A 25156-nucleotide genomic window follows, 5' to 3' on the forward strand; every position below is an offset into this window, starting at 1 on the left:
AAATGTAAGAAAAGAATTATTTGTAAATTTATCAGGTTAGTAATAGTGAAACATTTATCAGCAAGATGAAATACAGATAAATTTATAATTGAAAAATAAGACCAGCGGTGCCAAAACGGTGCCAAAAAGAAACTCCTGCGAATGTTTTTGCTATTCACAGGAGTAATTTTTTTACCAGCCTTTGATCTGTTCAGCACATTCTGGATCACGATGATATTGTAGTTTCAGACGGATAGTTTCCACAACTTCCTGTCTGGATTCATCATCAAGCTGATAGAACGATGTAAGCAGATTATCTACATCAGGCATACTGTTCTTACCGAAAAGGTACATCAGCGGATGTTACGAAAACAGTTCTTAAAAAATACAGATCAGCAAGATATCAGTATTTGTTATTGATTGGAAAGCTGACGGAACACTTGAATCAGATTGATCAAGAAGCCAGAAATCAGGTGGAAATGCTTACAGAACAGATGGTAAAAAAACAGGGTGTGAATGATAACTTAAAGAGATAAGATCAGATGATGTGGGTCAGATTGATGAATAATATAAAATTCAGTGCAGAAGAAATTGTATTGAAAAATATGGTATATGCATAAGTATGAAAGGGCGATAAGATCGTTCATTTACATTTTTGTATATATTGAAATAGCACTTTAGAAAACACTATGGTAAAATAAAGTGAAGAAAAATCGGGATTGTTAAAGGAGCGTGATTCAGTGGACATAATTGACAAACTTTTGGAAACCCCTTGCTACATAATGGATTTTCTTCCTAAACAAGTACCCATGAATTGTGACGGCCAGTTTTTTAAAGTAGAAACTTATCTACTCAACCACTATGATTGCTATGGGTTAAGGGATAGATTTGTTGGCGTTATTTTAAAAGCAATGTGTTACTATCCTGTATCGGTTCAATGGGGCAAATGGGTTGAACAGCCTACCCCTGAGCAAGTAACAAAAATCATTGATACTATACTGGAAAATCATTCCGGAGATGTAAATATATTATTTACAAGTAAAGATGCGCTTCTCCAGTTTGGATGGGATTGTTTAAATATGAGTATTTATAATCCAGATGAAGAAATGTGTATGTTGTTTGAGAAAATTGCAACCTCAGAAGGATTGTTTTGGCGAAAATCAGAGTGACAATTTCCAGTTGACCGAGTTCTTTAGAGCGAAGGATTGGTGGATTAGAAAGTGTCTTTTACAGAAAGGTAACAGAAATGTTTATAAACAACAGGCAGATGCTGTTGGATAGATTGCTAACAGATTAGATAATAAAGGAATTAATAGATTCAAGTTTATAGAGGACTTAATGAATCCTTGTAATATTGGGCGTTGCATGAATGTTAATTTGCGTTGCTTGATGTATTGATGGCTAATCAGTATGCTAGTTTTATCAAACGAAAGGAGTAACTAGAGATGCTTGGTGAAAATATAAAAACTTATCGACAGAAAAAAGGATATACACAGGAAGAGGTTGCCAACAGACTTCATGTGACAAGACAGACTATTTCAAAATGGGAGAAAAACTATTCGGTTCCAGATGCTGAAGTATTTGTAAAATTAGCAGATGTATTAGAGGTTCAAACAAGTCAGTTGCTTGAAGTAAAGGTAGATAGTGATATGCAAACAACAGAAGAAAAACAGAATGCATATGCAGAGCAACTAGCACATATTGCTGAACAGATGGCAATCAGAAATCGTCAACGTAAAAGAATATGGAAAACGATAGGAATAGCCTTTGCAGTAATCATCGTTGTATGTATTATTCTTATAGTTATGAATATTGCATTTTTTTCTGCTTACCCGACCACAGAGGATGTTCAGACACACGAAGAGACTATTATGTTGGAAGAATAGAGTTACGAACTTCAAGTTGTCGAGATGTTGCAAAATTTGGAATCAGGAAAGAGCGAGTTGTCCAGATGATTTTTCATCATTTGGGCGGCTTTTTCAATATCGCCATTTTTATAGGCGTCAAAAATCGTCTGATGTTCGTCATCAATCTGCGTCTGAATCTGAGTTTCCTGACTGTATTGATTTGAGAAAAGAATAATGATTCCAGGTTTCTGCATCAGAAAGAGCCGCAGCTTTACGTTCATTTTCCAGAATAGATTTCCAGGAGATCGTTAGCGGTATAGCTAATGACATTTACACCGATATTTGAATAATAAGAAACAAGCTGATCCTGCGTCAGGCGTGTCAGTGCTTCCCGGATAGGCGAGGAGCTTACCTAGAAACGTTCTTTTAGGACTTTCAGGGTGAGTTTCTCGCCACATTTAATTTACTGCGTTAAAATATCATTTCTTAAAAGCTGATAGATCTGTTCGGATAAAATTGATTTATTTAATTTCATATGAAAATTCTCCTGTTGCTTTTACAATATAACAAGTATTTTAGCATAGTAAGCGGGGGTGGCGCGGTTATAACAATTGCGAGTGCATTATTGTTGGTATTATAAATGAAAAATAAATGACAGGAAGAGGTGTCAGATGGTTCTGGCATCTTTTTTTATTGCTAGTGATTGTGTTATACTGGACTTGTTTAACTGGAGATAGAACTTAAACTATAAAATAAAGTATAAAACGAAGGAACAGTCATATGAGTGAATATATAACGACTTATACAGGAATACATTTTAAACCGACAGAACCGGAACCGGAGCTAATCCGGGTGGAAGACATTGCGCATGCGCTCTCGATGATTTGCCGGGGAAATGGACATGTGCATACATTCTGGTCGGTGGCAGAACATTGCATCTGTTGTGCGAAGGAAGCGGCAGCCAGAGGTTTGCCGGACCGCATGGTGCTTGCGTGCCTGCTTCATGACGCCAGCGAGTGTTATATGTCGGATGTCCCGACACCTTTTAAGAAGCAGCTCCCGGAGTACGAGGAGCGCGAAGAACGTCTGCTTCGCATGATTTATGAGAAATTTCTTGGCTCGGCATTGACGAAAGAAGAACAGGAGCAGTTAGATGAAATTGATCATGCTCTGGTCTTATATGATCTGGAAGTGCTGCTGAAAGAAAAACAGCAGGAGGAGAAGCCGGAGCTTCGCATTGAGCTGGATTATACGGTGTGTTCGTTTGATGTGGCGGAGGCAGAGTATTTGCAGATTTTCAGGAAGTATTATGAAAATCTACAGAGAGACAAAGGAATATCATGAGTATAGAAAATAAACAGGATGAATTATAAAGGAGATATACTATGAACGCAAAACGAGTGATTGCACTTATTGCAGCACTGGCAATACCGGTGCTATATATCATCACAATAATATTATTTATAATAGGAAACGATTATGCCAATCTGTTTCTGGCGGTGTCACTGGGAGGAACATTTTTCCTGACACCGGTCATTTTTCTGCTGACGAGAGTGCCAAAAGATATCGGAGAAGTGAGCGGAAACATTGCAGATATGTTAAAGAAAGATAAGGAAGAGTAACGATGAGTGATTTTACACATTTTAACAAGCAGGGTGAAGCCGTTATGGTGGATGTTAGCGAGAAGAAAGATACAGTAAGGGAGGCAACAGCGTCTGGACGGATACGGATGTCGGAAGAGTGTTACCTGAAAGTAAAAAATGATGATATGAAAAAGGGAGATGTGCTTGGTGTCGCGCGTATTGCCGGAATCATGGGCGCTAAGAAGACTTCCGAGCTGATTCCGCTGTGTCACATATTAAACTTAAGTAAACTGGAAGTGGAATTTATCTTCAATGACAATACTTTTGAAATTGAGACAAGGTGCACAGCGAAGACAACCGGGAAGACCGGTGTGGAAATGGAAGCGCTGACCGGGGTAAATGTCGCTTTGCTTACGATTTATGATATGTGTAAGGCAGTGGATAAGGGAATGGAAATAAATGAAGTACATTTGCTGCGCAAATCCGGCGGCAAAAGTGGAGTGTGGGAGAGACAATGATTGAGATAAACATACAGAAAACATTGGGCAGATTTCATCTGGATATGCATGTGAAAAGTAATAGCAAAAGAATCGGCATCCTTGGTGCAAGTGGCTGTGGAAAAAGTATGACATTAAAGTGTATTGCGGGGATAGAGACACCGGATCAGGGGCAGATTGTACTGGAAGAGCGGATTTTGTATGACAACACTCAGAAGATTAACATCAAACCGCAGAAGAGAAAGATTGGTTATCTTTTTCAGAATTATGCGCTGTTTCCGACGATGTCTGTGCGGAAAAATATTATGGCAGGACTTCGATGCAGCCAGGAAGAGCAGGAAAAAATTGCGGATCAGATGATCGAGAAATTCCAGCTGACCGGATTGGGAAACAGACTTCCGGGGGAACTGTCCGGTGGGCAGCAGCAGCGAGTGGCGCTGGCAAGAATTATGGCATATGAACCGGATGCGATTTTGCTGGATGAGCCATTTTCAGCGCTGGATGAATTTCTGAAAGATAAATTGCAGCAGGAACTGATGGAAATGCTGGAAGATTATCCGGGTACGGTTATTTTAGTGTCTCACAGCAGAGATGAGATTTATCGTTTCAGTGAAGAACTTGTCATTATGGACAAGGGAAAAGTGGTATGTGCCGGAAAGACAGAAGAGATTTTTGCATACCCGGAGTGGAAAGAAGCAGCGAGATTGACCGGGTGTAAAAATATCACGAAAGTAATCCGTGAAGATGCCCATCATTTGCAGGTGCCGGCATGGGAAATCTGTCTTGCACTGAAGCAGGAGATATCGGAAGAAATCCAGTACATAGGAATCCGCGCACATGACTTTGTGCCGGTGTGGGATGAGATTTCAGATGAAGGAAAGCGGAATCAGGAGAAAGCGAATGAAAATTTGAATAACAACCGGATCCCGGTGAAAATTGAAAGTGTAGCAAAACTTCCATTTGAGCACAGATTTTTTCTGCGGATATCCGAGAAATGCCGGGAAGAAAATGTAGAAACAGAAGCAAGCGAAAATGTGTGCTGGTTTGTGCAGCGCGACCAGTGGAAAATGCTGGAAGAGCGAGGTCTCCCGGCATGGCTTTATCTCCCGGAGGAGAAGATATTATTATTAAAATAAATATCAGAGTGTTGTAAGTACTTTCTGTTGATTTGCGTTGTATCAGGATTATGCGCCGGGACGCATGTGTGTCTGGCTTGAATCTGGTTTTATTTTATTGGGGAAGGCACTCTCCGACAAGTACACACAATTAAGTGGTGTAGTACTCTGGAGGAAACGATTGCGTGTTTATAAGGGAAATCGGAGTCTCTGAAATACAAAAAATTTAAGAAGGTGATGGAAAAACAGATGGGAATATTGGATAAAAGAATCGAATGTGTTATCATAAGCATGTAGCGAAAACTTCAAGGATTATGAATATTCGGAGAAGGATTACGTGAGTGCAAAGCGCAGAGCGATTTGTATAATTGGATACAGGAAAAGCAAGGTCAAGTATATGAGTGTACAGGGAAATGCAAAGACGTAGCCGGCATGTCCGATAGAGACAACGCTGACATTGAATGGAGATAAATGGAAAGTGCTGATCTTGAGAGATTTGCTGACCGGGACGAAACGGTTCGGTGAATTGAAGAAATCAATTGGAAGTGTGTCGCAGAAAGGTGAGTATTCCCTGATGAAACTTGGGTGGAGCCTGCAGCCGATCCTGGATGCCATGAAAGACTGGGGCGAAGACTATAAGAGCAGTCTGGAGAAAAAATACGAAAATCATAAAAAGATATGATTTGTCATTTGGAGGTTTTACAATGGAAGAAAAGTGTTACAGTAAAGTACCGGTATTTGAAAATGGAATGGCTCAGCCAGTATTTCCATTTACCGATGGGAAAAGCGGAGAAAAATACGATGCGAAGACATCTGATACAGTGAGATATTGTGTTTATGTTGAATCCGATTATGATATGGACGGAGACGGAAAAAGAGATCTTGTCAAAGCATTGATCCAAGTTCCGCGAAGTGCTGTAGAGGGAAATTATAAAGCACCTGCTTTATTCGAGGCGCGTCCGTACTGTGCCGGTGTGCAGGAAGACGGATATCAGCATATGAAAGATGTAGCGGAGAAGGAATACCGCAAATTTGATATGGAAGAGTTGAATCACAAGGCAGATCCGCGTGTACCGACTGGTTCTGTCAGTGCAATGGAACTGGCACTTAAAGCAGATCCATCTGACTGGTATTACCCGGATAAAGGGAACAACAACAGTATGGTTTACGAGAATTTAGAGAATTTCAACTATTATCTTGTGCGTGGATTTGCAGTGATTGTCAGCGCAGGATTTGGTGCACTCGGCTCAGATGGATTTAATTTTGTCGGTTCAGATTTTGAAAGAGATGCTTTCAAATGTGTGGTAGAATGGCTGCACGGAGATCGCACTGCTTACGCAGACCGCACAGGAACAACCGAGACAAAGGCAGACTGGTGCAATGGAAAAGTTGCCATGACTGGAAGATCTTATGCAGGAACAATGCCATTTGCAGTGGCAACAACCGGTGTGGAAGGTCTTAAGACAATCGTTCCGGTTGCAGGAATCGCAGACTGGTACACACAGCAGAATATGCAGGGTGCACAGCGTTACTGGCCAAAAGAGATGTTAAATAGTTTTCTGGCTTACTACTGCTCCAGCCGCTATAATGACGAGACATTATCCGAAAAGCAGCTGGATGATATCGCCGCATTTCATCACGAATTAAGTTTGCAGCAGTTAAAATGTGGATTTGACTATGATCCGGAGTTCTGGGGAAGCGGAAATTATCGCTTAAATGCAGAGAAGATCAAATGCAGCGCTCTGATCGTACAGGGATTGAATGATGAGAATGTTTCAACGAAACAGTTTGAAATGATGTACCGTTCTTTCAAACAGGCAGGACAGACGGTGAAGACAATCGTGCATCAGGGACCACATATCACACCGACTATGCCGAATAAAAATTACGGTATTTTGCTCGATGGTCAATTCTATGATGACGTTGTAAATAAATGGATTTCTCATTATCTGTTTGATGTGGAAAATGATGCAGAAGAGATGCCGGAAGTTCTGGCACAGACGAACTATGATCAGAAGAAGTGGGAAATAGAAAAGTCATGGCTCGTAAGTGACAGCATGAAGCTTAACAGCGCTGAATCGGGAGAGGCAGTGATCGATACAGACTGGGAGAAAGCCGGAATCAGTGCAGAAAACTTCGATGACGTGATGGGTATTACATCTACCAACATGGGCAAACGTTATGTGACAGCACCATTTGAGAAAGCTGTTACAGTGCAGGGTACTGTGTGCCTGAAGATGAGAGCTGCGTTAAAAGACGGAGATGCGGAATGCGATTTCCATCCGGAGAACAGAAATGATGCAGATACACTTACGATGAAGCTTGGAAACTCAAAAATTTCCGGTAAGATGGATGATGTGGAAGTTGCAGTTCTTCTCTGCGATGTGTGTGATGAGGAATTTGACAGCATTCAGACAGTTGATCCGGAGAGAAATATTGTTCCGGTAGAGGTCGTAAAAGAAGGCGGCATTGTAAATGGCGGAGATCTTCCGGCATTTGATGAAGCCGAATTTAAGACAGTACATAAAAAATACCGTGTGATCACAAGAGCATTTGCAGACCTGTGTAACCCGGAAGCAGGATACGAACCGGAGACGGCGCAGAACAGTATTGAACTTAAAAAGGGTGAATATCACGATTATAACATTTATCTGAATGCGACCAGATATACGGTGCAGCCGGGACATAGCCTTGCGATTGTAATTGCAACAGAAGATCCGGTAAACTGCCTGATCCATAAGACTTACAGTGTTGCAATCGATAATGCATCTGTGAAAGCGGAAGTACCTGTGACAAAAGCAGCAGAGGACAGAACATTAACTCTGAAATAGCAGAAGCGATTGTCTTAGATATGTTATGATGATGTGTTATAAGATGAGATGTAAATGAAAGAGATGCCAGGAAAGTAAGATAATGCTTTCCTGGTAAAAATCAAAGAATATTTTGGAGTTGAGAGTTGCATTTTCGACGGGAATTTGTTAGAATAACTAACCGTATGAAAAATAAATAAAGATTTTGGTATTAATTGGAAACGACACAAGTGTATGCTTGATTAACGAACAACACAAGTGTCTTTTTTGTACCCATTTTAAGAATTTATGAGAGAAAAGGAGAACAAACAATGCCAAAAACTTTATTTCAAAACATTTTTTTTACACTGATGATGTCATTTTTGATGGTCTACGTCATGGTCTGTTACAATATCGCACTGAACATGGGTGGAATGAGCAATGAAATTTTCCTGATGGCTTTTGTAGAAATGAAAATCATGTGGCCGGTTGCATTTTTACTGGAGTTCTTTGTAGTAGATAAGATGGCACATGCACTTGCGTTCCGTATTGTGACACCGAAGGACAGACAGATTGTAATCGTACTTGCAATTTCTGCAATGATCGTATGCATTATGTGTCCGGTTATGAGTCTGATCGCGACAGTACTTTTCAAAAATGCAGGAGCAAATGTGATTGCAACATGGTTTGAAACAACATTTTTTAATTTCCCGGTTGCATTATTCTGGCAGATTTTTTACTGCGGACCGTGTATTCGTTTTATTTTTGGAAAATTATTTCCGGAAAAGGAAAATGCATCAGATGCAGTAGGTGCGGAATCATAGAGAAATGTTATAATTAAGAAATACAACGGGGCTGTCGCGCTAGTAATCATTAAAGCGCCAGCCCCGTTTGTTAATGTATGATTATATTATTTGCCAAGCGCGAGCTTACCCATTGCATCTGCCTGAAGGATAGCATCATACAGTTCAACCGGCTGTACGTCGCCGGCAAGATTGTGGATGGTTTCACCTGGTACACAGGCATTTTTGGCGATTGTTTCAACCTGTTCTGCAGTAGTAACTCCAATTTCTTCAAGTGTAACAGGAAGACCGACTTCCATACAGAAATTCTGTACTTCTTCAAATTCTTCTTTTGGAACACCTTCCAGAATAAGCTGAACCAATGTTCCGAGTGCAACACAGCAGCCGTGGTCGGCATGTGCGATTCCAAGAGAAGTTACACCGTTGTAGAAAGAGTGTGCAGCGGCACAGTTTACATTATCAGCACCAACACCGGAAAGATATACATTTGCCTCTACAATATTCTCCAAAGCAGGAGTAACAGCATGTACTTTGCATGCTTCTACAGCCTGTTTACCGTATTCACGAAGTGTGTCATAACACAATCTTGCAAGTGCTTGACCGGCTCTTGTGATTCCAGTACCTTCCAGACTGGCAGATTCAGTACGGATAGAAGCGCGACCTTCAAAATAAGTTCCGAGTGCATCGCCCATTCCTGCAATGAGGAATTTTACCGGCGCATTGGCGATGACCGTCGTATCAACCATGACTGCATCCGGGTTAGTAGGATAGAATAAATATTTATCAAAACTATGATCGTCGTTGTAAATAACGGAAAGTCCGGTACATGGTGCATCAGTTGCAGCAACTGTAGGAACAATAACGATATGTTTTCCTGAATAGTATGCAGTTGCTTTTGCTGTATCGACTGCACTTCCACCTCCGACAGCAACAACAGTGTCTATTTTGTCTTCTTTTACAATGTCTTGCATTTTGGCTATTTCACTTTTGCTGGAAATGCCGCCGAAAATTTCATAACGTCTGTAGTCGTCTAAATCTCTAAAACTCTGCTCGATTTTATCGTGGCAGGCTTTATATCCGCTCCGGGAACAGACAAATAACCATCTTTTTCCCATATAGCCCATTTCTTCCTGAAACTTCAAAAGTGCATCTCTGCCCTGTACATATTTGAGTGGTTCACGCATTGCTCTAAGTCTCTCCATCATGATCAGTTACCTCCTGAAATTATATATATCTTTTTGCTGCCGTCTATAGTATAGCATAATTTCAAAAAAGTGTGATAATTTTTTAACATATTAATTAAAAAATAACGATGAGTTTAATGTGGTAAAGTGTTAAATTTGGGACGGGGATTTTCTAGAAAAGCCCCGTCCCAAATTTAGTTTTACTGCATCTCTTCTGTATAGATTGAATAGACTTCTTTCTGATTAATCAGTTCCTCCAGAGTTTCTTTATCCGTAACGGTTGCGTATCCATAGATGTGAAGTCCGTGTTTCTTCACATAGGATTTCGCTTGTGCAAGTATTCCGGCATTAAAAGTTCCGGTATTACCGGATTCGGACATCATCTGTACAAATTTTCCCTGATCGGTAAGGTAATTTAAAAGGCTCAGAAAATGCTGCTTCGCATATTTTTCTTTGTATAGATTTTTAATTGCACTATCTGCTTCATCAATCCAGCCATCTTTATTGATCTTACATCCCGGAAATAAATTAGGATATTTCTTATCATTCCATGCAATCGGACTGAAAGAAGAAGGATTGCATACGAAACCGATATTTGGGGTATGGAGTGAATAGGATGGATCACCATCTAAAGAATCAAATGCATTTATCTGCACACCGCACCATACTTCGTTGATCTTCTGCTTTTGAATATATTTTGCAAAAGAAGGATAATCCATAATATTTTCCAGAGATACATAAGCTAAGTACATTTTACGTGAATCCAGATCTTTGATGTAAGCTTTTGAATCTTCTTTGTTTCCACCGGCGCTTGTGGAAATAGATTCGTCTTCTTTCAAATCTGCAACTTTTTCCATGTATGCAACATTTTCAGAAGCAGAAGAGGTTTTTGACTTTGCATCTGCCTGATTCCAGAAAAATGAATTGCCGACTGGCGTTTTTAAAACATTGCTGTCATAGTAATGGATTTTTCCGCGTGTAATATAACCGGAGACATCTGTCATCGTTCCGGTCATGCTGAAAGTCTGTGGAATTGTAAAATTATAATCGCCATATCCTTTTGATTCCACAGTGGCAGAAACTCTGCGCTTACCCGGAAGAAACAGTTCTGTGTAAGCTGCCATATCCCGGCTGAGCTGTGTCTGGGTGGCTTGACCGGCCTTGGCTTCTTTGGCAGGATTATAATAAAATCTGGAAACGACTGACGGCAGGCAAAATTGTATAAATAACACCAGTACAAGTGTGACTGCAAGCACAGCGAGTCCAAGTTTGCGGAAAGCACTTCGGATAGAGCGGTTGACGACTTTGACAAAATCGGTATCGTCTTTTTCCGTAAATACATCGCCTAATTCCGGAATTTCCTCTTTTTCATAAAGATAATCACCAATAGCTTCCTGACGCTCAATGTCCTGTTCTATTTTTTTTTGCTGTTCCAGCTCAAGTTCGCCGGCTTTATATAATTCGATTAATTCACGATAAGTCATCTTGTTCCCTCCTGATATGATATAAGATATTTTTTGAGCTCTTTTTTCGCACGATAGGCAAGCATTTTCACGCTGCCGGTAGTGAGCCGTAGCATGGCGGCAATTTCTTTCTGGGAAAAATCTCCAAAATATTGTAAAAGAATGACTTCTTTCTGCTGTCCTTTTAAATGGTGGATCGCTTCCCAAAGCTGTTTTGTCCCTTCTTTTTGTAATATTTCTTCCAGAACATCCTTCTTGATAAAATATTCCGAAACAGGAGCTACATCTTCTGTATGAATTGCCTCCAGTGATGCAAGAGTTTTTGCTTTCTTATAATAATTGTAGTAAAGATTTCTCGCTACCATATAAAGCCAGGCACGCATATTGGTGTGAGAATCCTTCAGCGAAAGCCAGGCTTTTAAAAATGTATCCTGTAAAATATCGTCAGTTACAGTGCAGTTTGAACTGAGTGAATAGATGTAAAGATACAGTTCTCTGTAGTAGCGTTTATACAGTTGTTCCAGTAAATATTTGTTCAGATCCTCACCCCCTCACTTTCATACTTGAGATATCCGTAGCTTTCTTAACTATATAACAATTTTGCTTTAAAGAGGTAACGATTTTGTTTAATAATTTTTTCGGGTATCACTTTATGGTATAATAAGACTGAATTTTAGTCTAAAATATGGATAAAAAGTGACATTGAAGATAGAGGGGGATAAAATGGGAGGTTTTCACATGTTTCGGAAAAATGTGAGCGCAGGAAAGGTTAATTTTATTGTATTTATTATATTTGTATTTATTCTGGGTGGAAGTGTGGAATTGCAGATAAATATGAATAAAAAAAGTGCCAGAATGGCATGCGGTATGGTGCTGGATCAGGCGGAATCTGTAATTGATAAAAATGCCGGTGATGGAGCGGACATTACAGAATTTATTTCTAAAATGCCATTCACAGAGACAATGACAATTTACATATGGGAAGATGACGGGGCGAGTTTTCTTCCGCTTCCGAAGAAGGAAGGAGTCCGGTTAAAGAAGACAGATAAGATTGAAAAAGAATGGAATTATCTGGTTAGTGAGAAATATAAAAATTACAATCTTGCGGTGACATATCCGTTAAAGAAAGCTAATGTGAGTGTTCCGGGGACAACGGCGCTCCTAGGTCTGGCACTTATGGCGGCGCTTATCATTATCAATATTGTAATAGCGCAGGCATTTAAAGCACAGGAAAAGAGTAAAAGTGAACTGCAGGATACAAACAATATTCTGGAAACTGCAGGATTTGGAATATGGTATATCCGCCTAATGGAAGGAAAAAAGCCGCGGATGTATGCAAATCCGAAGATGAAAGAGGTACTTGGAATCGAGGGACAGTTTTTATCAGAGGAAGAAGTTTATGATTTCTGGTATTCCCGTATCCCGGAGAAAGCAGTACAATCTGTGCAGGACAGTGTGCAGGAAATGCTGGACGGAAATGTTTCAGAAAATACTTATCAATGGGAGCATCCGGATAAGGGCATGATCTATGTGCGTTGCGGTGGGGCATGTTATGAAAAAGGAGAAAAAGAACAGGTGTTAGGCGGTTATCACAGTGATGTTACGGCAATTGTCACAGAAGATGAGCGCAGACAGAGAGAACTTCGGGAAGCCAAAGAAGCAGCAGAACGCGCAAATGTAGCAAAGACAAGCTTCCTGTCGCGCATGAGTCACGATATCAGGACTCCGTTAAATGCAATTATCGGGCTGATCCGTATTAATGAAAAACACGAAAATGATAAAGAACTGGTAAAAGAGAATTATAAGAAGATCATGATTTCAGCAAATCATCTGTTATCGCTGATCAATGACATTTTACAGATGAGCAAGCTGGAAAATGGAGAAGTGAACCTGATGCATGAAGCACTTGATCTTCATCAGCTTTCGCAGGATGTTTTGAATATGATTGATCTGCGTGCGTCCGAGGCAGGAATTACATTAGAATATGAACGGTCGATGGACGAAGTGAAATATCCATATGTATATGGAAGCGCTCTGCATCTTCGCCAGATTTTCCTGAACATATACAGTAATTCAATCAAATATAATACACTTGGTGGCAGAATTACGACGAAAATGCGCTGTGCCAGCATGGAAAATGGCATTGTAACATACCAGTGGACAATCTCTGACACGGGAATCGGAATGACTGAAGAATTTCTGGAGCATATATTTGAACCATTTGCACAGGAACATTCCGATGCGAGAAGTATTTACAAAGGAACGGGGCTTGGAATGGCGATCGTAAAATCACTTATTGATAAGATGAACGGAACGATTGAAGTTTCAAGCAGAGAAGGAGTCGGCAGTATATTTGTGATCACGCTTCCTTTTGAGCTGGCAGAGGAATCTGAGGTGAAAAAATCCGAAGAACTTTCAATTGATGGAACGATTGATGGGTTGTCATTGCTACTCGCTGAAGATAATGAATTAAATGCGGAAATTGCAGAATTACAATTGAAAGAAGCAGGAGCAGACGTTACAATTGTCAGAGATGGACAACAGGCGGTAGATTTATTCATAGAAAAACCGGAAGGAACATTTGATGCAATCCTAATGGATATTATGATGCCGGTAATGGACGGACTGTCTGCAACTCGTGTGATTCGTGTGTTAGACCGGGAAGATGCTAAGACGATTCCGATCATTGCGATGACAGCAAACGCATTTGCGGAAGATGCGAGAAGAAGTATGGAAGCGGGAATGAACGCACATCTCGCAAAGCCATTGGATATGAAAAAAGTTATATTAACCATTCAAAAATGTTGTGATAATAAAAAGTAGAGTGATGTTCGGATATAGGAAAAAGAAATATACAGAACGAAAAGGAAAGGCTTAGTATAGATACGGAAAAAAGAAAAGGAACAATTAATTATCAACAGCCTATTGACGAGATATATTAAACATGGCTGGATGTTTATTCCTGTTTTAATTTGAATATAAAGAGCATATAATTAGAAAAGAAAAATATTGACATTAACAGGAACTTTCTATATAATAATGAAATTGTGAAAGTGTCTTTATTTGTGCCTGAACAGGCAGAATAATGAATAAAAATAACAGATTTATGAATATGTATACCAAAGTTGCAAGTATAAAAGAAAAGGAGTAAAAGCATAATGGAAGCAAAGAAGAGATTACTTACTTATGCAGGATTGAAGGCGCTGGAAGACGAGCTTGAGAATCTGAAAGTTGTAAAACGTAAAGAAGTTGCCGGAAAAATCAAAGAGGCAAGAGAGCAGGGAGACCTGTCTGAGAATGCAGAGTATGATGCAGCAAAAGATGAGCAGAGAGACATAGAAGCAAGAATCGAAGAGTTGGAAGGCATTTTAAAGAATGCAGAAGTTGTTGTAGAAGATGAAGTAGATTATGATAAAATCAACGTTGGATGTACTGTAAAAGTATTTGATATTACATTTGATGAAGAGATGGAATTCAAGATTGTAGGTTCTACAGAGGCTAACAGTCTGGAAGGTAAGATTTCCAATGAGTCACCGGTAGGACATGCTCTGATCGGTAAGACAGTGAACGATGTCGTAGAAGTAGAGACACAGGCAGGAATTATGCAGTACCGTGTACTGGATATCAGTCGCTCAAACTAATTTAGAAGATGACAATCCAACCCCTCAGAGACTGAGGGGTTTAGTCGCATAAAAGGGAAGGAGAAAAGAATGGGAGAGCAGAAGAAGACACAGGAACCGGATTTAAATCAGTTAAAGAAAGTCCGCAGAGAGAAACTCGCCGATTTACAGGCTAATGGAAAGAATCCATTTGAGATTACAAAGTATGATGTGACATGTCACGCTGCTGATGTGAAAGACAATTATGAAGAGATGGAAGGAAAACACGTAACACTTGCGGGACGTATCATGCAGAAACGTGTTATGGGAAAAGCTTCTTTCTGTAACATTCTGGATCAGAGTGGAAACATTCAGTCTTATGTTGCAAGAGACAGCATTGGAGAAGAAGAATACAAAGATTTCAAGAAGATGGATATCGGAGATATCGTAGGACTGGAAGGTGAAGTCTTCAAAACAAAAACAGGAGAGATTTCTATTCATGCCTCTGCTGTAAAACTGTTATCTAAGAGTCTTCAGATCCTTCCGGAAAAATTCCATGGACTGACCAATACTGATACACGTTATCGTCAGAGATATGTGGATCTGATCATGAACCCGGAAGTACGTGACACATTTATCAAGAGATCCAAAATTATCGCATCTATCAGAAATTACCTTAACGGACAGGGATTCTTAGAGGTAGAGACACCAATGCTTGTACAGAACGCAGGTGGTGCAGCAGCAAGACCGTTCGAGACACATTTCAATGCACTGAACGAAGACCTGAAACTTCGTATTTCTCTGGAGCTGTACTTAAAGAGACTGATTGTCGGTGGTATGGAGAGAGTTTATGAGATTGGACGTGTATTCCGTAATGAAGGCCTGGACACAAGACATAATCCGGAATTTACGCTGATGGAGTTATACCAGGCATATACAGATTACAATGGAATGATGGATCTGACAGAGAACCTGTATCGTCATGTTGCACAGGAAGTTCTCGGAACAACTAAGATTGTTTACAAAGGAATCGAGATCGACCTTGGTAAGCCGTTTGAAAGAATTACAATGATCGATGCTGTTAAGAAATATGCAGGTATCGACTGGAATGAAGTTGAGACAGAAGAAGATGCGAAGAAGTTAGCTGACGAGCATCATATCGAATACGAAGCAAGACATAAGAAAGGTGATATCTTAAGCCTCTTCTTTGAGGAGTATGCTGAGAAACACCTGTTACAGCCAACATTTGTTATGGATCATCCGATCGAGATTTCTCCACTTACAAAGAAGAAACCGGAAGACCCGAATTATGTAGAACGTTTTGAGTTCTTCATGAATGGATGGGAGATGGCAAATGCGTACTCTGAGTTAAATGATCCAATCGACCAGAGAGAGCGTTTCAAAGCACAGGAAGAACTGCTTGCACAGGGTGACGAGGAAGCAAACACAACAGATGAAGACTTCCTGAACGCACTGGAGATCGGTATGCCGCCTACAGGTGGTATCGGATTTGGTATCGATCGTATGTGTATGCTGCTTACAGGCGCAGAAGCAATCCGTGACGTATTATTGTTCCCGACAATGAAGAGCATGGGAGCCGCAAAGAATGAAGCTAACAATGCTGCACAGTCTGCTCCGGCAAAATCTGTTGCAACATTTACCGCTACATCTGACATGGCAGAAAAGATTGATTTCTCTAATGTAGAAGTAGAACCATTATTCGAAGACATGGTTGATTTCGATACATTTAGCAAGTCAGATTTCCGTGCTGTAAAGGTAAAAGAATGTGAAGCAGTTCCAAAATCTAAGAAGCTTTTGAAGTTCGTATTAGACGATGGAAGTGGCGTAGAACGTGTGATTTTAAGCGGAATTCACGATTATTATGAGCCGGAAGAACTGGTTGGAAAGACATTGCTTGCAATCACAAACCTTCCACCACGTAAGATGATGGGAATTGATTCTTGCGGTATGATCATCTCCGCTACACACCTTGTAGAAGGAAGAGAAGGATTGAATGTTCTGATCCTGGATGATCACATTCCGGCAGGAGCAAAATTGTACTAAGTGAGTAAAAATACTTCACAATTTGACAACAAAAATTTTCTTTGACAACAATTTGACAACAAATTTGTATTCCAACATGAATCATCATGAAGAATGGTGATTAGTTGTCAGTAATACTACTCCAACAATATAGATTGTTGAGGGCACTTTTTGAAAGAAAAATCTTTCAGAGAGTGCCCTTTTTTTATTCATTAACAATGTCCGTTGTGGTTGAGTAAAAGCTGAAAGGAGAAACAGATTTGAAAACAGAAAATATGTACTATAACCAACAGAAGCGTTCAGAGGTAAAAGAAGAAGCCCGTCGACTTAGAAGAAAATTTCTTCGTTATCAACAAGCAGAAATCGTATATAGCCTGTCACATAAAAAGTTGATGGAACTTGCAAATGATGCGGGTGCGATTTACAGAATGGAAGGAATCGTTTTGATAAACAGAGAAATCTTTGATGAATATCTTGAACAATTTCATGAAAAATAAGATGACAAATCGGAGAAAGGAATTTAGTTGAGATGCATGGAAAGGTATGGATGTTTTCTAATCTTATTGATGATGAAGATATAGAATTTATGCAACATGAATTTATAAGTTATAAACAAGCTATGGATTATTACGAGCTTGGATATAAGCCAATCGTAAGATTATCTCACAAGGCAGGAGCAGTTTATAAGGTTGGAAAAAAAGTTCTAATTAAGCGAAGCACATTTGAAAAATATCTGAGAGAAAATATCAGAAGGGAGAAAGAAGAATGGGAAAGGTTATTTCAGTAGCAAACCAGAAAGGCGGAGTTGCAAAAAGTACAACGACTTTAAATCTTGGGGTAGGATTGGCAAGACAAGGAAAAAAAGTGTTATTGATCGATGCGGATCCACAGGGAAGTTTGACTGCTAGTCTTGGGTATGTAGAACCGGATGATATTGGAACTACACTTGCAACTATTATGATGAATATTATCAATGACGAGGAAATTGCTGAGGACGAAGGCATTTTACATCATGAGGAACAAGTGGATCTCCTACCGGCCAATATTGAGTTATCTGCTTTAGAAGTAACCATGAGTAATGTAATGAGCAGAGAGCTGATCATGAAGGAATATATTGATACGATGCAATCACGATACGATTATATTTTAATTGATTGTATGCCGAGTTTAGGCATGATGACCATCAATGCTTTAGTAGCTTCTGATACGGTTCTGATACCTGTACAAGCTGCATATCTGCCGGTTAAAGGACTTCAACAGTTGATCAGGACTATTTCTATGGTAAAGAAGAGATTGAACCGGAAGCTGACGATACAGGGAATTCTTTTGACAATGGTGGATTTTCGTACTAATTACGCCAAAGATATTGCTTCTAGAGTGAGAGAAACTTATGGATCTAAGATTTCTATCTTTGAAAATGTCATTCCATTATCAGTTAAGGTAGCTGAAGCAAGTGCGGAAGGAAAAAGTATTTATTGTCATTGTCCAAATGGAAAAGTATCTATGGCTTATGAAAATCTGACGCAGGAGGTTTTGGAAAATGAAAAGTAGAAGTGGAGAAAAAATCAAATTGACAAGCATTGATGAATTGCTAGGAGTAGTCAATGAAGAGTCTGCAATGGAAATAGAAATCAACAGAATACATGCATTTAAAGATCATCCTTTCAAAGTATTGGATGATGAAAAGATGGCAGATTTAGTAGAGAGTGTAAAGACCTACGGGGTATTGACACCAGTTTTGTTACGGTCCGATGGTGAAAATGGATATGAGATGATCTCAGGTCATCGAAGAATGCACGCGGCTGTTATAGCTGGATTGGCAACAATTCCTGCAATTGTGAGAGAATTATCCGATGATGATGCAGTCATCGCTATGGTAGATGCCAATATCCAACGAGAAGAGTTACTTCCGAGCGAAAAAGCATTTGCTTATAGAATGAAATTGGAGGCAATGAAGAGACAAGGGGTAAGAAACGATTTAACTTTGTGCCAAAATGGCACGAAGTATCGTACTGATGTAGTTATAGCTGAACAGGTAGGAGAGAGCGCTCGTAATGTTCAGCGTTACATTCGCCTTACAGAATTGATTCCAGAATTATTAGATATGGTAGATGCAAAAAAATTGAATTTTACCATTGCCGTTGATATTTCCTACATTGAAAAGGAAATACAGAAATGGATCTACGAGTATATCCGTGATACAGGATTTGTTAAACCAAAGCAGATTACAGCTTTGAGAAAACAGTTGGAAGAAGGATCGGTGAACCAGGGATTTATGATTTCGATTTTTAATAGCTGCATAGCAGTAAAAGCACCGGAACGAAAAGTGGTGTTATCAGGAAAGAAGCTCACAAAGTATTTTCCGGAAGATTATTCGGAAACGGATATGGAAAAGGTGATTGAGGCATTACTGGAACAATGGAAAAGAGAACAGGAATAAGGGGTGTCAAAATAAGATACCCCAAAGAAAAAGAGATACAGAAGTTTAAAAAAAGGACTTCTATGAGAGAAAGGAAGGGAGGAAGATACATGGACAAAAAAATGAATTTTAAATATTTTTATGGAACAGAAGCAGACCAGTTTAGTTTTTACAGAATACCCAAAGCGTTATTTACCAATGACTGTTTTAAGGATCTTTCCAGTGATGCGAAGATCTTATACGGTTTGATGCTGGACAGAATGTCTTTATCCATTAAGAATCAGTGGTTTGATGAAGAAAATCGGGCATATATCTATTTTTCCATTGAAGATATCATGGAATTATTGAATTGTGGCAGAAATAAAGCGGTGAAATCTCTTCAGGAGCTGGATGATGAAAAAGGGATAGGTTTGATTGAAAAGCGCAGACAGGGCTTTGGAAAGGTTACGATCATCTATGTAAAATCATTTGTTCAGGAGGAATGTGAGGAACAGAAAAAAGAAAAATCAAAGATGGTGAAGTTTATAAATCAAACTTCTGTAGAGGAAGAAGAGACAGAAGAAGTTTACATTTCAAACTTCAAGAAGTCCGAAAAACAAACTTCAAGAAGTCCCGAAAATAAACTTCAAGAAGTTTACATTTCAAACTCTAATAATACTAATATTAACAATACTAATCTTAGTGAGAATAAATCTAATCATATCGTATCTGCAGGTGGGATAGGATCCGAAGAGGATGAGATGGAAACGTTACATGCGTATCAATCTCTGATCAAAGACAATCTGGATTATGATTCTTTGTTAGTGAGTCATCCTCATGACAAAAATCAGATTGATGAAATCGTGGATCTGATCGTAGAGACTGTTATGTGTAAGAGTGATAAAGTACTGATTGCAAGCAACTGGTATTCAGGAGCCTTGGTAAGAGGAAAATTCATGAAGCTGGATTATTCCCATGTAGAGTATGTGCTGCATTGTCTGGAAGGAAATACGAGTAAAATCAAGAATATCAAGAAATATTTACTTGCGGCATTGTTCAATGCACCTTCAACAATCAGTGGATATTACCGAGCAGAAGTAAATCATGATATGCCGTGGCTGGCAAGATAGGAGGACAGATATGGGTATTTTAAAAGTGGCAGGAAAAGTGTTATTGATTCCATTGTGGTTTATCATTTCGATCATAGGTGTCGGAGTGAAGCTATTAGTACATATGGTGGCAGTCGCAAAAAAAATATTGGGATTTGGAATTATGGCGTTGTTCATTGGAACAGTAATCTGTTATCAAGACTGGCTACAGGCAGCTTTTCTGGCTTGTATGGGAGGTGTTCTGATCTTTATCTTATTTGCCGGAGAATTTATAGATACTGTAATCGACTTACTTAGAGAAAAAATATGTGCATTGATTTTAGGTTAAGAAAAGATGATGATAGTTGAAAGAGTCTTAGTGATTTCAGATGAAAATAGAGCCTCTCCTTCATGGAAAGGCTCTATAAGAAAAGTCCAAACTGAAATTTATCTTAGAAATTACAGCAATGTTATTTTGATAAACTTTCAAGAATTGAAATATCATGCTTATCTTTATCTCTTAATTCATAACCTGAATGGAAAACTTTTTGGCCTTTTAAAGATATACAAGGAATTGTTTTGCCTTCAAAAAAAACACTACCAAAGTAATCTTTTTCAAACTCATACCATCCACCCTCTAAATCAGCTTGTTTTGAAGTTCCGTCCTCATTTAAAACGAACGGGTGAATGTCTAAGTAACCAAGTTCATCACTATATAACTCTATTCTAACCGGTTTCCAGTCTGTATCAATTTTATAGCCCAGATTCAAAAGCACATTTAACAATTTTTCCGTATGTTGAGCATCAAAATTTATATCTATATCTCTATGAATTCTTGTTTGTTTACCAGCTAAAATATCTACACCCCATCCGCCATCCAACCAGTATGTAATTCCAGTATTTTCGAATAATTCTATTACTTTCATTAAATCTTCTTTTGTTGTTATTTCTTTTCTACCCATACAAAGTCTCCTTTACAACTTCTATATAATTGTTTAGTTAAGTCAATATCAATATCTAATTGCCAAGGCTCAAAATCAAAAATCATGGTCATCACACTCCTTTTTAAAATTCAGATTTGTCGTTTTTTTCAGTATATCATAATTTTTATATTTCCGGTAGATAAAAGGCTTTTGTTTCTACGGAATTGTCTTCAAACTCCATTTCCACATAATAATCCCGGATGAAAATTGATCGGTAATAATCTTGTAAGGAATAAATATCAAGAGTTTTAAAATCAACCAAACACAGAGGAATCGGTTCTTTCTTTTCGTTTTCATATTTCCAATGTTCTAAGGAAGCAGCAACTTTATCAAGGCAACCTTGGCAGAGATGATCCGTTAGATTTCTTTTGTTCAATTTGTAGTTTTCCGGTAACGTGATATCTATCTCAGCCATTCCTCTGGAAACATCTCCATGAGAGGAATACGTGATTTCGCCGGTGTTTCCAAAAAGTATATTTGAACCGGTTTTATTTGGTATTTCATTTCCGTTTTCATCATATGCTTTTAGTTGGAAATCTAAGACGTACCAGTCATTGAGGGAAATCAGTCCAACCGTATCAAATTTTCGATAATAGTCCATCATACTATAATCAGAACTTCCACATAAATAGCATATAGAGATATCTTTCAGATTTGATTGCAGATCGTCAAAGGTTATTTCTGTCCGTTCTTTTGGGGCATCTGCTTTCAGGGAATGTGTTAGAAAAATGCGGTGATGTATAGCATAACCGATGAGAAAGGATATAGCTAATAGGATGGTGCACCAGAATAAATCTTTTCTGATATGATAATATTTTTTTCTTTTTTCATGCATAATTGAATTCCTCCGTGAAAAAATATAGTGTACTTAAAATAAGTCCATTTAAAACATTCTACCATTATTTGTACTTAAAATGAACTTGAAATATGAACTTAATATGTACTTATAGAGATGGAGAGAATAATCATGGAGAAAGAGAAGCATTTAGGATTACGGATTGATGCTGAAACGCATAAAAAACTGAAAAGCCTGGCAGAATTTGAAGGGCGTTCGATCAATGGAGAAGTGCTATATTTAATACGTCAGGCAATCATGGAATTTGAAAATAAGCATGGAGAACTGAAATAAAAGAATCTTCACATATGGATATAAGAAAAGCCCGTTCAGTTGTATGGAACGGGCAAATTTTATTTGGCCAGGAAGTTGCTCTGTATTTCCAGCGGCATATTGTAGTTCTGACCACGCTTGATCAGACTGTATAACTTGAAGCTCATGAGTTCCGGACTGGAGTTTAAGCAGCTACAGAGCCCGAAATAGTTCAGGTCTTCGTTCTTTGACAGGTCTGCGATTTCTTTATCATCCAGGATAAGATCTGCAGCGAAAAGGTTCGCTTCGTATTCCGTATTATCCCTCATGTTATATAAGACATCATCTTTCATCGGCGCCATTTTGAGCTGAGAACGATGCAGAATGATGTGACCGAGTTCGTGGGCGGCAACAATCTTTTTCTCTTCCTCAGAGAGAAAACTGCTTACCATAACATAAATGGTCTGGCAGCTCATGAAACAGTATCCCTTTAATTTTTCGTAGCGGTCTGTTTCACCAACGATCACATTCATTTCTTCCAATATTTCAAAAGGATCCCTGGTCTTGAACTTTTTTACAAGTTTTTCTACTTTGTTGTAAATATATGAATTCCCCAAATATATCACCTCGTGTATGAATCAAATAGAAGCGGGTAATGGTACTTTTGACAATAAAACTATATCCTATAGGCTGTCCCATAATCACCCCATCTATTTGGCATCTAAATATTTCTTTGGTGTAAATTTCTTTGCACGTCTCTTGGAATCCAGATATAAAGACTGGATCTCATCCATAAAGGCTGTTTTGTCTTCATCAGAAAGCTCCCCGCCAGCGAACATTGCAGCGGCCTGTTCTAAGATCTGCTGAGCCTGTTTTGCTCCACGGTTTCCAAATTGTTCAGATGCTTCTGTGATAAAAGCCTCTTCTTCTGTCATGAGATAGGAGATATCGCAGCTTAAAATGTCTGCAAGTTTCTGGTAAAGGTCATGTTTCTTTGGATAACGGCCTTCAATTTCCCATCCCCGAACAGTCCGAAGGGAGACACCGACAGCATCGGCTAATTGGGTTTGGTTGAGTCCTTTGTTCTTTCTTAAATTTTTCACTTTTTCACCGAATGTCATAAAAATACCTACTTTCTAATTGGCGTTTCAGGATCTTTATGTATGATGCTGAAACGGGATAGGAAATAAATTTCCCATAATCAACAAGTTGCCTCTTGACAAGAGGCGAATGATTGCCTATAATGTGAATCACAACAGAAAGGCAACTACTTGCCTATAATATAAATGATATTTCCTTTCTTGTCAATGGATTTACTGAAAATTGCCTATTTTGACACGATCACTATCGTGTGAAAAAGAGTTGGGATGAGATCTGATTGCTTAGGGGAAGGAGAAAGATAGGCAACTTATGGGAGGTGATTGATTTGAAACAGAAGGAAACATTCCTCTGTATTGATCTGAAATCTTTTTATGCTTCTGTTGAGTGTGTGGAAAGAGGACTGGATCCGTTTACTACCAATCTGGTTGTTGCAGATCCGGACCGATCGGTATCCACCATTTGCCTTGCCATCACGCCGGCTATGAAAAAGCTGGGGATCCGTAACCGTTGCAGGATCCATGAGATACCGGATCATATCGAATATATTGTGGCAAAACCGAGGATGCAGCTCTATATGGAGTATTCGGCAAGGATATACGGGATTTATTTAAACTATGTGGCAAAAGAAGATATCCATGTTTACAGTGTGGATGAGTGCTTTATGGATGTTACAAGATACCTTTCCCTGTATCACCTTACAGAGAAAGAAATGGCACAAAAACTGATGGATGCGGTCATGGAAGAAACCGGAATTACAGCAACAGCAGGAATTGGAACTAACCTGTATCTTGCAAAGATCGCAATGGATATTGTGGCAAAACATATAGAGGATCATATCGGAATGTTGGATGAGATCTCTTACCGGGAACAGTTATGGGAACATAAACCATTGAGTGATTTCTGGCGCATTGGTTCCAGAACAGAGAGAAAATTAGCCGGATATGGAATCCAAACGATGGGGGATATCGCACTTGCCTCTATCCAGTCGGAAGACTGGCTGTATAAAATGTTTGGAATCGATGCAGAACTATTGATCGATCATGCCTGGGGCTGTGAGTCCTGTAAAATGAGTGATATCAAAAATTATCATACAGAAGAGCATAGTCTTTCCAATGGACAGGTATTGATGAGAAATTACACATTTGAAGAAGCTGCTGTTGTTGTAAGAGAAATGACAGATGTACTGGTTTTGGATCTGGTGGAAAAGGGACTGGTAACGAATTCTGTAACCTTGTGGATCGCTTACGATCATCGTTTTGAAAGGGAGCCATCGAAAGGAACCGTAAGGTTTCCAGATCGTACCAATTGTTCCAAGGAAATGATTGATACAGTAGAAGCACTTTATCGAAAGATCGCAGATCCACATACCGGGATCAGACGGATAGAGATCATTGCAAATAAGATAACACCAGAAGGCTATCAGCAATATACTCTTTTCCAGAATTCCATAAAAGCAGAAAAGGAAAGACATCTGCAGGAAGCAGTATTACAGGTGAAAAAGCGTTATGGAAAAAATGCGATCATGCGGGGATCCAATCTGTTGGAATGTTCTACCTATCGGGAAAGAAATAATCAGGTTGGGGGACATCGTGCGTAG

29 protein-coding genes and 1 pseudogene are annotated in these 25156 nt (G+C 39.1%); 21 read left to right on the plus strand and 9 right to left on the minus strand.

Going from position 1 to position 25156, the window contains the following annotated elements; translation table 11 throughout:
* Positions 1–171: 171 nt before the first annotated feature.
* Positions 172–309: a hypothetical protein gene (locus DW125_RS14015; protein WP_158549899.1), complete on the minus strand. Its 138-nt coding sequence runs from the start codon at positions 307–309 to the stop codon at positions 172–174.
* Positions 310–389: 80 nt separating this feature from the next.
* Between DW125_RS14015 and DW125_RS06875 the strand changes: the two are divergent.
* The 3 genes and pseudogenes from DW125_RS06875 (at position 390) to DW125_RS06885 (ending at position 1865) form a co-directional block, all read left to right on the plus strand.
* Positions 390–599, plus strand: a pseudogene (locus DW125_RS06875) (TnpV protein).
* A gap of 120 nt (positions 600–719) precedes the next feature.
* Positions 720–1148: a hypothetical protein gene (locus DW125_RS06880; protein WP_242992910.1), complete on the plus strand. Its 429-nt coding sequence runs from the start codon at positions 720–722 to the stop codon at positions 1146–1148.
* Positions 1149–1424: 276 nt separating this feature from the next.
* Positions 1425–1865: a helix-turn-helix domain-containing protein gene (locus DW125_RS06885; protein WP_117537590.1), complete on the plus strand. Its 441-nt coding sequence runs from the start codon at positions 1425–1427 to the stop codon at positions 1863–1865.
* An 11-nt stretch (positions 1866–1876) separates the two neighbouring features.
* Here DW125_RS06885 and DW125_RS06890 read toward each other — a convergent pair whose 3' ends face one another.
* The gene (locus DW125_RS06890) at positions 1877–2107 is read right to left on the minus strand and encodes an FCD domain-containing protein (RefSeq protein WP_117537592.1); all 231 of its coding nucleotides are present in this window, start codon (positions 2105–2107) and stop codon (positions 1877–1879) included.
* 499 nt (positions 2108–2606) lie between these two features.
* Between DW125_RS06890 and DW125_RS06900 the strand changes: the two genes are divergently transcribed.
* The 7 genes from DW125_RS06900 (at position 2607) to DW125_RS06930 (ending at position 8634) form a co-directional block, all read left to right on the plus strand.
* Positions 2607–3170: an HD domain-containing protein gene (locus DW125_RS06900; RefSeq protein ID WP_117537594.1), complete on the plus strand. Its 564-nt coding sequence runs from the start codon at positions 2607–2609 to the stop codon at positions 3168–3170.
* Between the two features lie 41 nt (positions 3171–3211).
* Positions 3212–3448: a hypothetical protein gene (locus DW125_RS06905; protein WP_117537596.1), complete on the plus strand. Its 237-nt coding sequence runs from the start codon at positions 3212–3214 to the stop codon at positions 3446–3448.
* 2 nt (positions 3449–3450) lie between these two features.
* Complete coding sequence (moaC, locus tag DW125_RS06910; protein ID WP_117537598.1) at positions 3451–3927, plus strand: cyclic pyranopterin monophosphate synthase MoaC; 477 nt, start codon at positions 3451–3453, stop codon at positions 3925–3927.
* A complete protein-coding gene (locus DW125_RS06915; protein WP_117537599.1) occupies positions 3924–5042 on the plus strand; it encodes a sulfate/molybdate ABC transporter ATP-binding protein in 1119 nt (372 codons plus the stop codon). Before moaC ends, DW125_RS06915 begins: the two co-directional genes overlap by 4 nt.
* A gap of 418 nt (positions 5043–5460) precedes the next feature.
* Complete coding sequence (locus DW125_RS06920; RefSeq protein WP_117537601.1) at positions 5461–5703, plus strand: winged helix-turn-helix transcriptional regulator; 243 nt, start codon at positions 5461–5463, stop codon at positions 5701–5703.
* A 22-nt stretch (positions 5704–5725) separates the two neighbouring features.
* Positions 5726–7852: a CocE/NonD family hydrolase gene (locus DW125_RS06925; protein WP_117537603.1), complete on the plus strand. Its 2127-nt coding sequence runs from the start codon at positions 5726–5728 to the stop codon at positions 7850–7852.
* Between the two features lie 290 nt (positions 7853–8142).
* Positions 8143–8634, plus strand: coding sequence for a DUF2798 domain-containing protein (locus DW125_RS06930; RefSeq protein WP_117537605.1), 492 nt, complete (start codon positions 8143–8145; stop codon positions 8632–8634).
* An 86-nt stretch (positions 8635–8720) separates the two neighbouring features.
* Here the strand turns inward: DW125_RS06930 and DW125_RS06935 are convergent, their stop codons facing one another.
* The 3 genes from DW125_RS06935 to DW125_RS06945 all read right to left on the minus strand — a co-directional run bounded on the left by DW125_RS06935 (position 8721) and on the right by DW125_RS06945 (position 11799).
* A complete protein-coding gene (locus DW125_RS06935; protein ID WP_117537748.1) occupies positions 8721–9815 on the minus strand; it encodes a glycerol dehydrogenase in 1095 nt (364 codons plus the stop codon).
* A gap of 182 nt (positions 9816–9997) precedes the next feature.
* Complete coding sequence (locus DW125_RS06940; protein WP_117537607.1) at positions 9998–11281, minus strand: anti-sigma factor C-terminal domain-containing protein; 1284 nt, start codon at positions 11279–11281, stop codon at positions 9998–10000.
* Complete coding sequence (locus DW125_RS06945; protein ID WP_117537609.1) at positions 11278–11799, minus strand: RNA polymerase sigma factor; 522 nt, start codon at positions 11797–11799, stop codon at positions 11278–11280. The genes DW125_RS06940 and DW125_RS06945 overlap by 4 nt, the downstream gene beginning before the upstream one ends.
* A gap of 199 nt (positions 11800–11998) precedes the next feature.
* On the opposite strand from DW125_RS06945, the gene DW125_RS06950 reads away from it, so the two are divergent.
* The 9 genes from DW125_RS06950 to DW125_RS06990 all read left to right on the plus strand — a co-directional run bounded on the left by DW125_RS06950 (position 11999) and on the right by DW125_RS06990 (position 20737).
* A complete protein-coding gene (locus DW125_RS06950) occupies positions 11999–14083 on the plus strand; it encodes an ATP-binding protein (protein WP_242992911.1) in 2085 nt (694 codons plus the stop codon).
* Between the two features lie 335 nt (positions 14084–14418).
* Positions 14419–14901: a transcription elongation factor GreA gene (gene greA / locus DW125_RS06955; RefSeq protein WP_021859512.1), complete on the plus strand. Its 483-nt coding sequence runs from the start codon at positions 14419–14421 to the stop codon at positions 14899–14901.
* Positions 14902–14970: 69 nt separating this feature from the next.
* Positions 14971–16923, plus strand: coding sequence for a lysine--tRNA ligase (gene lysS / locus DW125_RS06960; protein WP_117537613.1), 1953 nt, complete (start codon positions 14971–14973; stop codon positions 16921–16923).
* Positions 16924–17162: 239 nt separating this feature from the next.
* The gene (locus tag DW125_RS06965; protein WP_072447191.1) at positions 17163–17399 is read left to right on the plus strand and encodes a DUF6462 family protein; all 237 of its coding nucleotides are present in this window, start codon (positions 17163–17165) and stop codon (positions 17397–17399) included.
* 32 nt (positions 17400–17431) lie between these two features.
* On the plus strand, positions 17432–17689 hold the full coding sequence (locus DW125_RS06970; RefSeq protein ID WP_072447189.1) for an excisionase: 258 nt from the start codon (positions 17432–17434) through the stop codon (positions 17687–17689).
* Complete coding sequence (locus DW125_RS06975; RefSeq protein WP_117537615.1) at positions 17668–18453, plus strand: ParA family protein; 786 nt, start codon at positions 17668–17670, stop codon at positions 18451–18453. Before DW125_RS06970 ends, DW125_RS06975 begins: the two co-directional genes overlap by 22 nt.
* Positions 18443–19342, plus strand: a complete 900-nt coding sequence (locus DW125_RS06980) for a ParB/RepB/Spo0J family partition protein (protein WP_072447185.1) — start codon at positions 18443–18445, stop codon at positions 19340–19342. Before DW125_RS06975 ends, DW125_RS06980 begins: the two co-directional genes overlap by 11 nt.
* Positions 19343–19431: 89 nt before the next feature.
* Positions 19432–20430 (plus strand): DUF6017 domain-containing protein, encoded by a 999-nt coding sequence (locus tag DW125_RS06985; protein ID WP_072447495.1) that lies wholly within the window; start codon positions 19432–19434, stop codon positions 20428–20430.
* 10 nt (positions 20431–20440) lie between these two features.
* The gene (locus DW125_RS06990; protein WP_072447183.1) at positions 20441–20737 is read left to right on the plus strand and encodes a hypothetical protein; all 297 of its coding nucleotides are present in this window, start codon (positions 20441–20443) and stop codon (positions 20735–20737) included.
* Positions 20738–20858: 121 nt separating this feature from the next.
* On the opposite strand, the gene DW125_RS06995 is transcribed toward DW125_RS06990, so the two are convergent.
* Together DW125_RS06995 and DW125_RS07000 are read right to left on the minus strand one after the other, a co-directional pair.
* A complete protein-coding gene (locus DW125_RS06995) occupies positions 20859–21350 on the minus strand; it encodes a nucleotidyltransferase domain-containing protein (protein WP_009263190.1) in 492 nt (163 codons plus the stop codon).
* A gap of 145 nt (positions 21351–21495) precedes the next feature.
* Positions 21496–22206 (minus strand): hypothetical protein, encoded by a 711-nt coding sequence (locus tag DW125_RS07000; RefSeq protein WP_072447181.1) that lies wholly within the window; start codon positions 22204–22206, stop codon positions 21496–21498.
* 132 nt (positions 22207–22338) lie between these two features.
* Between DW125_RS07000 and DW125_RS07005 the strand changes: the two genes are divergently transcribed.
* Positions 22339–22500, plus strand: a complete 162-nt coding sequence (locus DW125_RS07005) for an Arc family DNA-binding protein (RefSeq protein WP_009263236.1) — start codon at positions 22339–22341, stop codon at positions 22498–22500.
* A 59-nt stretch (positions 22501–22559) separates the two neighbouring features.
* Here the strand turns inward: DW125_RS07005 and DW125_RS07010 are convergent, their stop codons facing one another.
* Both DW125_RS07010 and DW125_RS07015 read right to left on the minus strand, forming a co-directional pair.
* On the minus strand, positions 22560–23075 hold the full coding sequence (locus DW125_RS07010; protein ID WP_009263235.1) for an ImmA/IrrE family metallo-endopeptidase: 516 nt from the start codon (positions 23073–23075) through the stop codon (positions 22560–22562).
* A gap of 93 nt (positions 23076–23168) precedes the next feature.
* Positions 23169–23579 carry a helix-turn-helix domain-containing protein gene (locus DW125_RS07015; protein WP_009263234.1) on the minus strand — a complete coding sequence of 137 codons (411 nt, stop codon included), beginning with the start codon at positions 23577–23579 and terminating at the stop codon, positions 23169–23171.
* A gap of 305 nt (positions 23580–23884) precedes the next feature.
* Here DW125_RS07015 and DW125_RS07020 point away from each other — a divergent pair, with 305 nt between their 5' ends.
* Positions 23885–25156 (plus strand): Y-family DNA polymerase, encoded by a 1272-nt coding sequence (locus tag DW125_RS07020; RefSeq protein WP_072447179.1) that lies wholly within the window; start codon positions 23885–23887, stop codon positions 25154–25156.

This window comes from Dorea sp. AM10-31, from assembly GCF_003435815.1.
In the GTDB taxonomy this organism is placed as follows: domain Bacteria; phylum Bacillota; class Clostridia; order Lachnospirales; family Lachnospiraceae; genus Dorea_D; species Dorea_D hominis.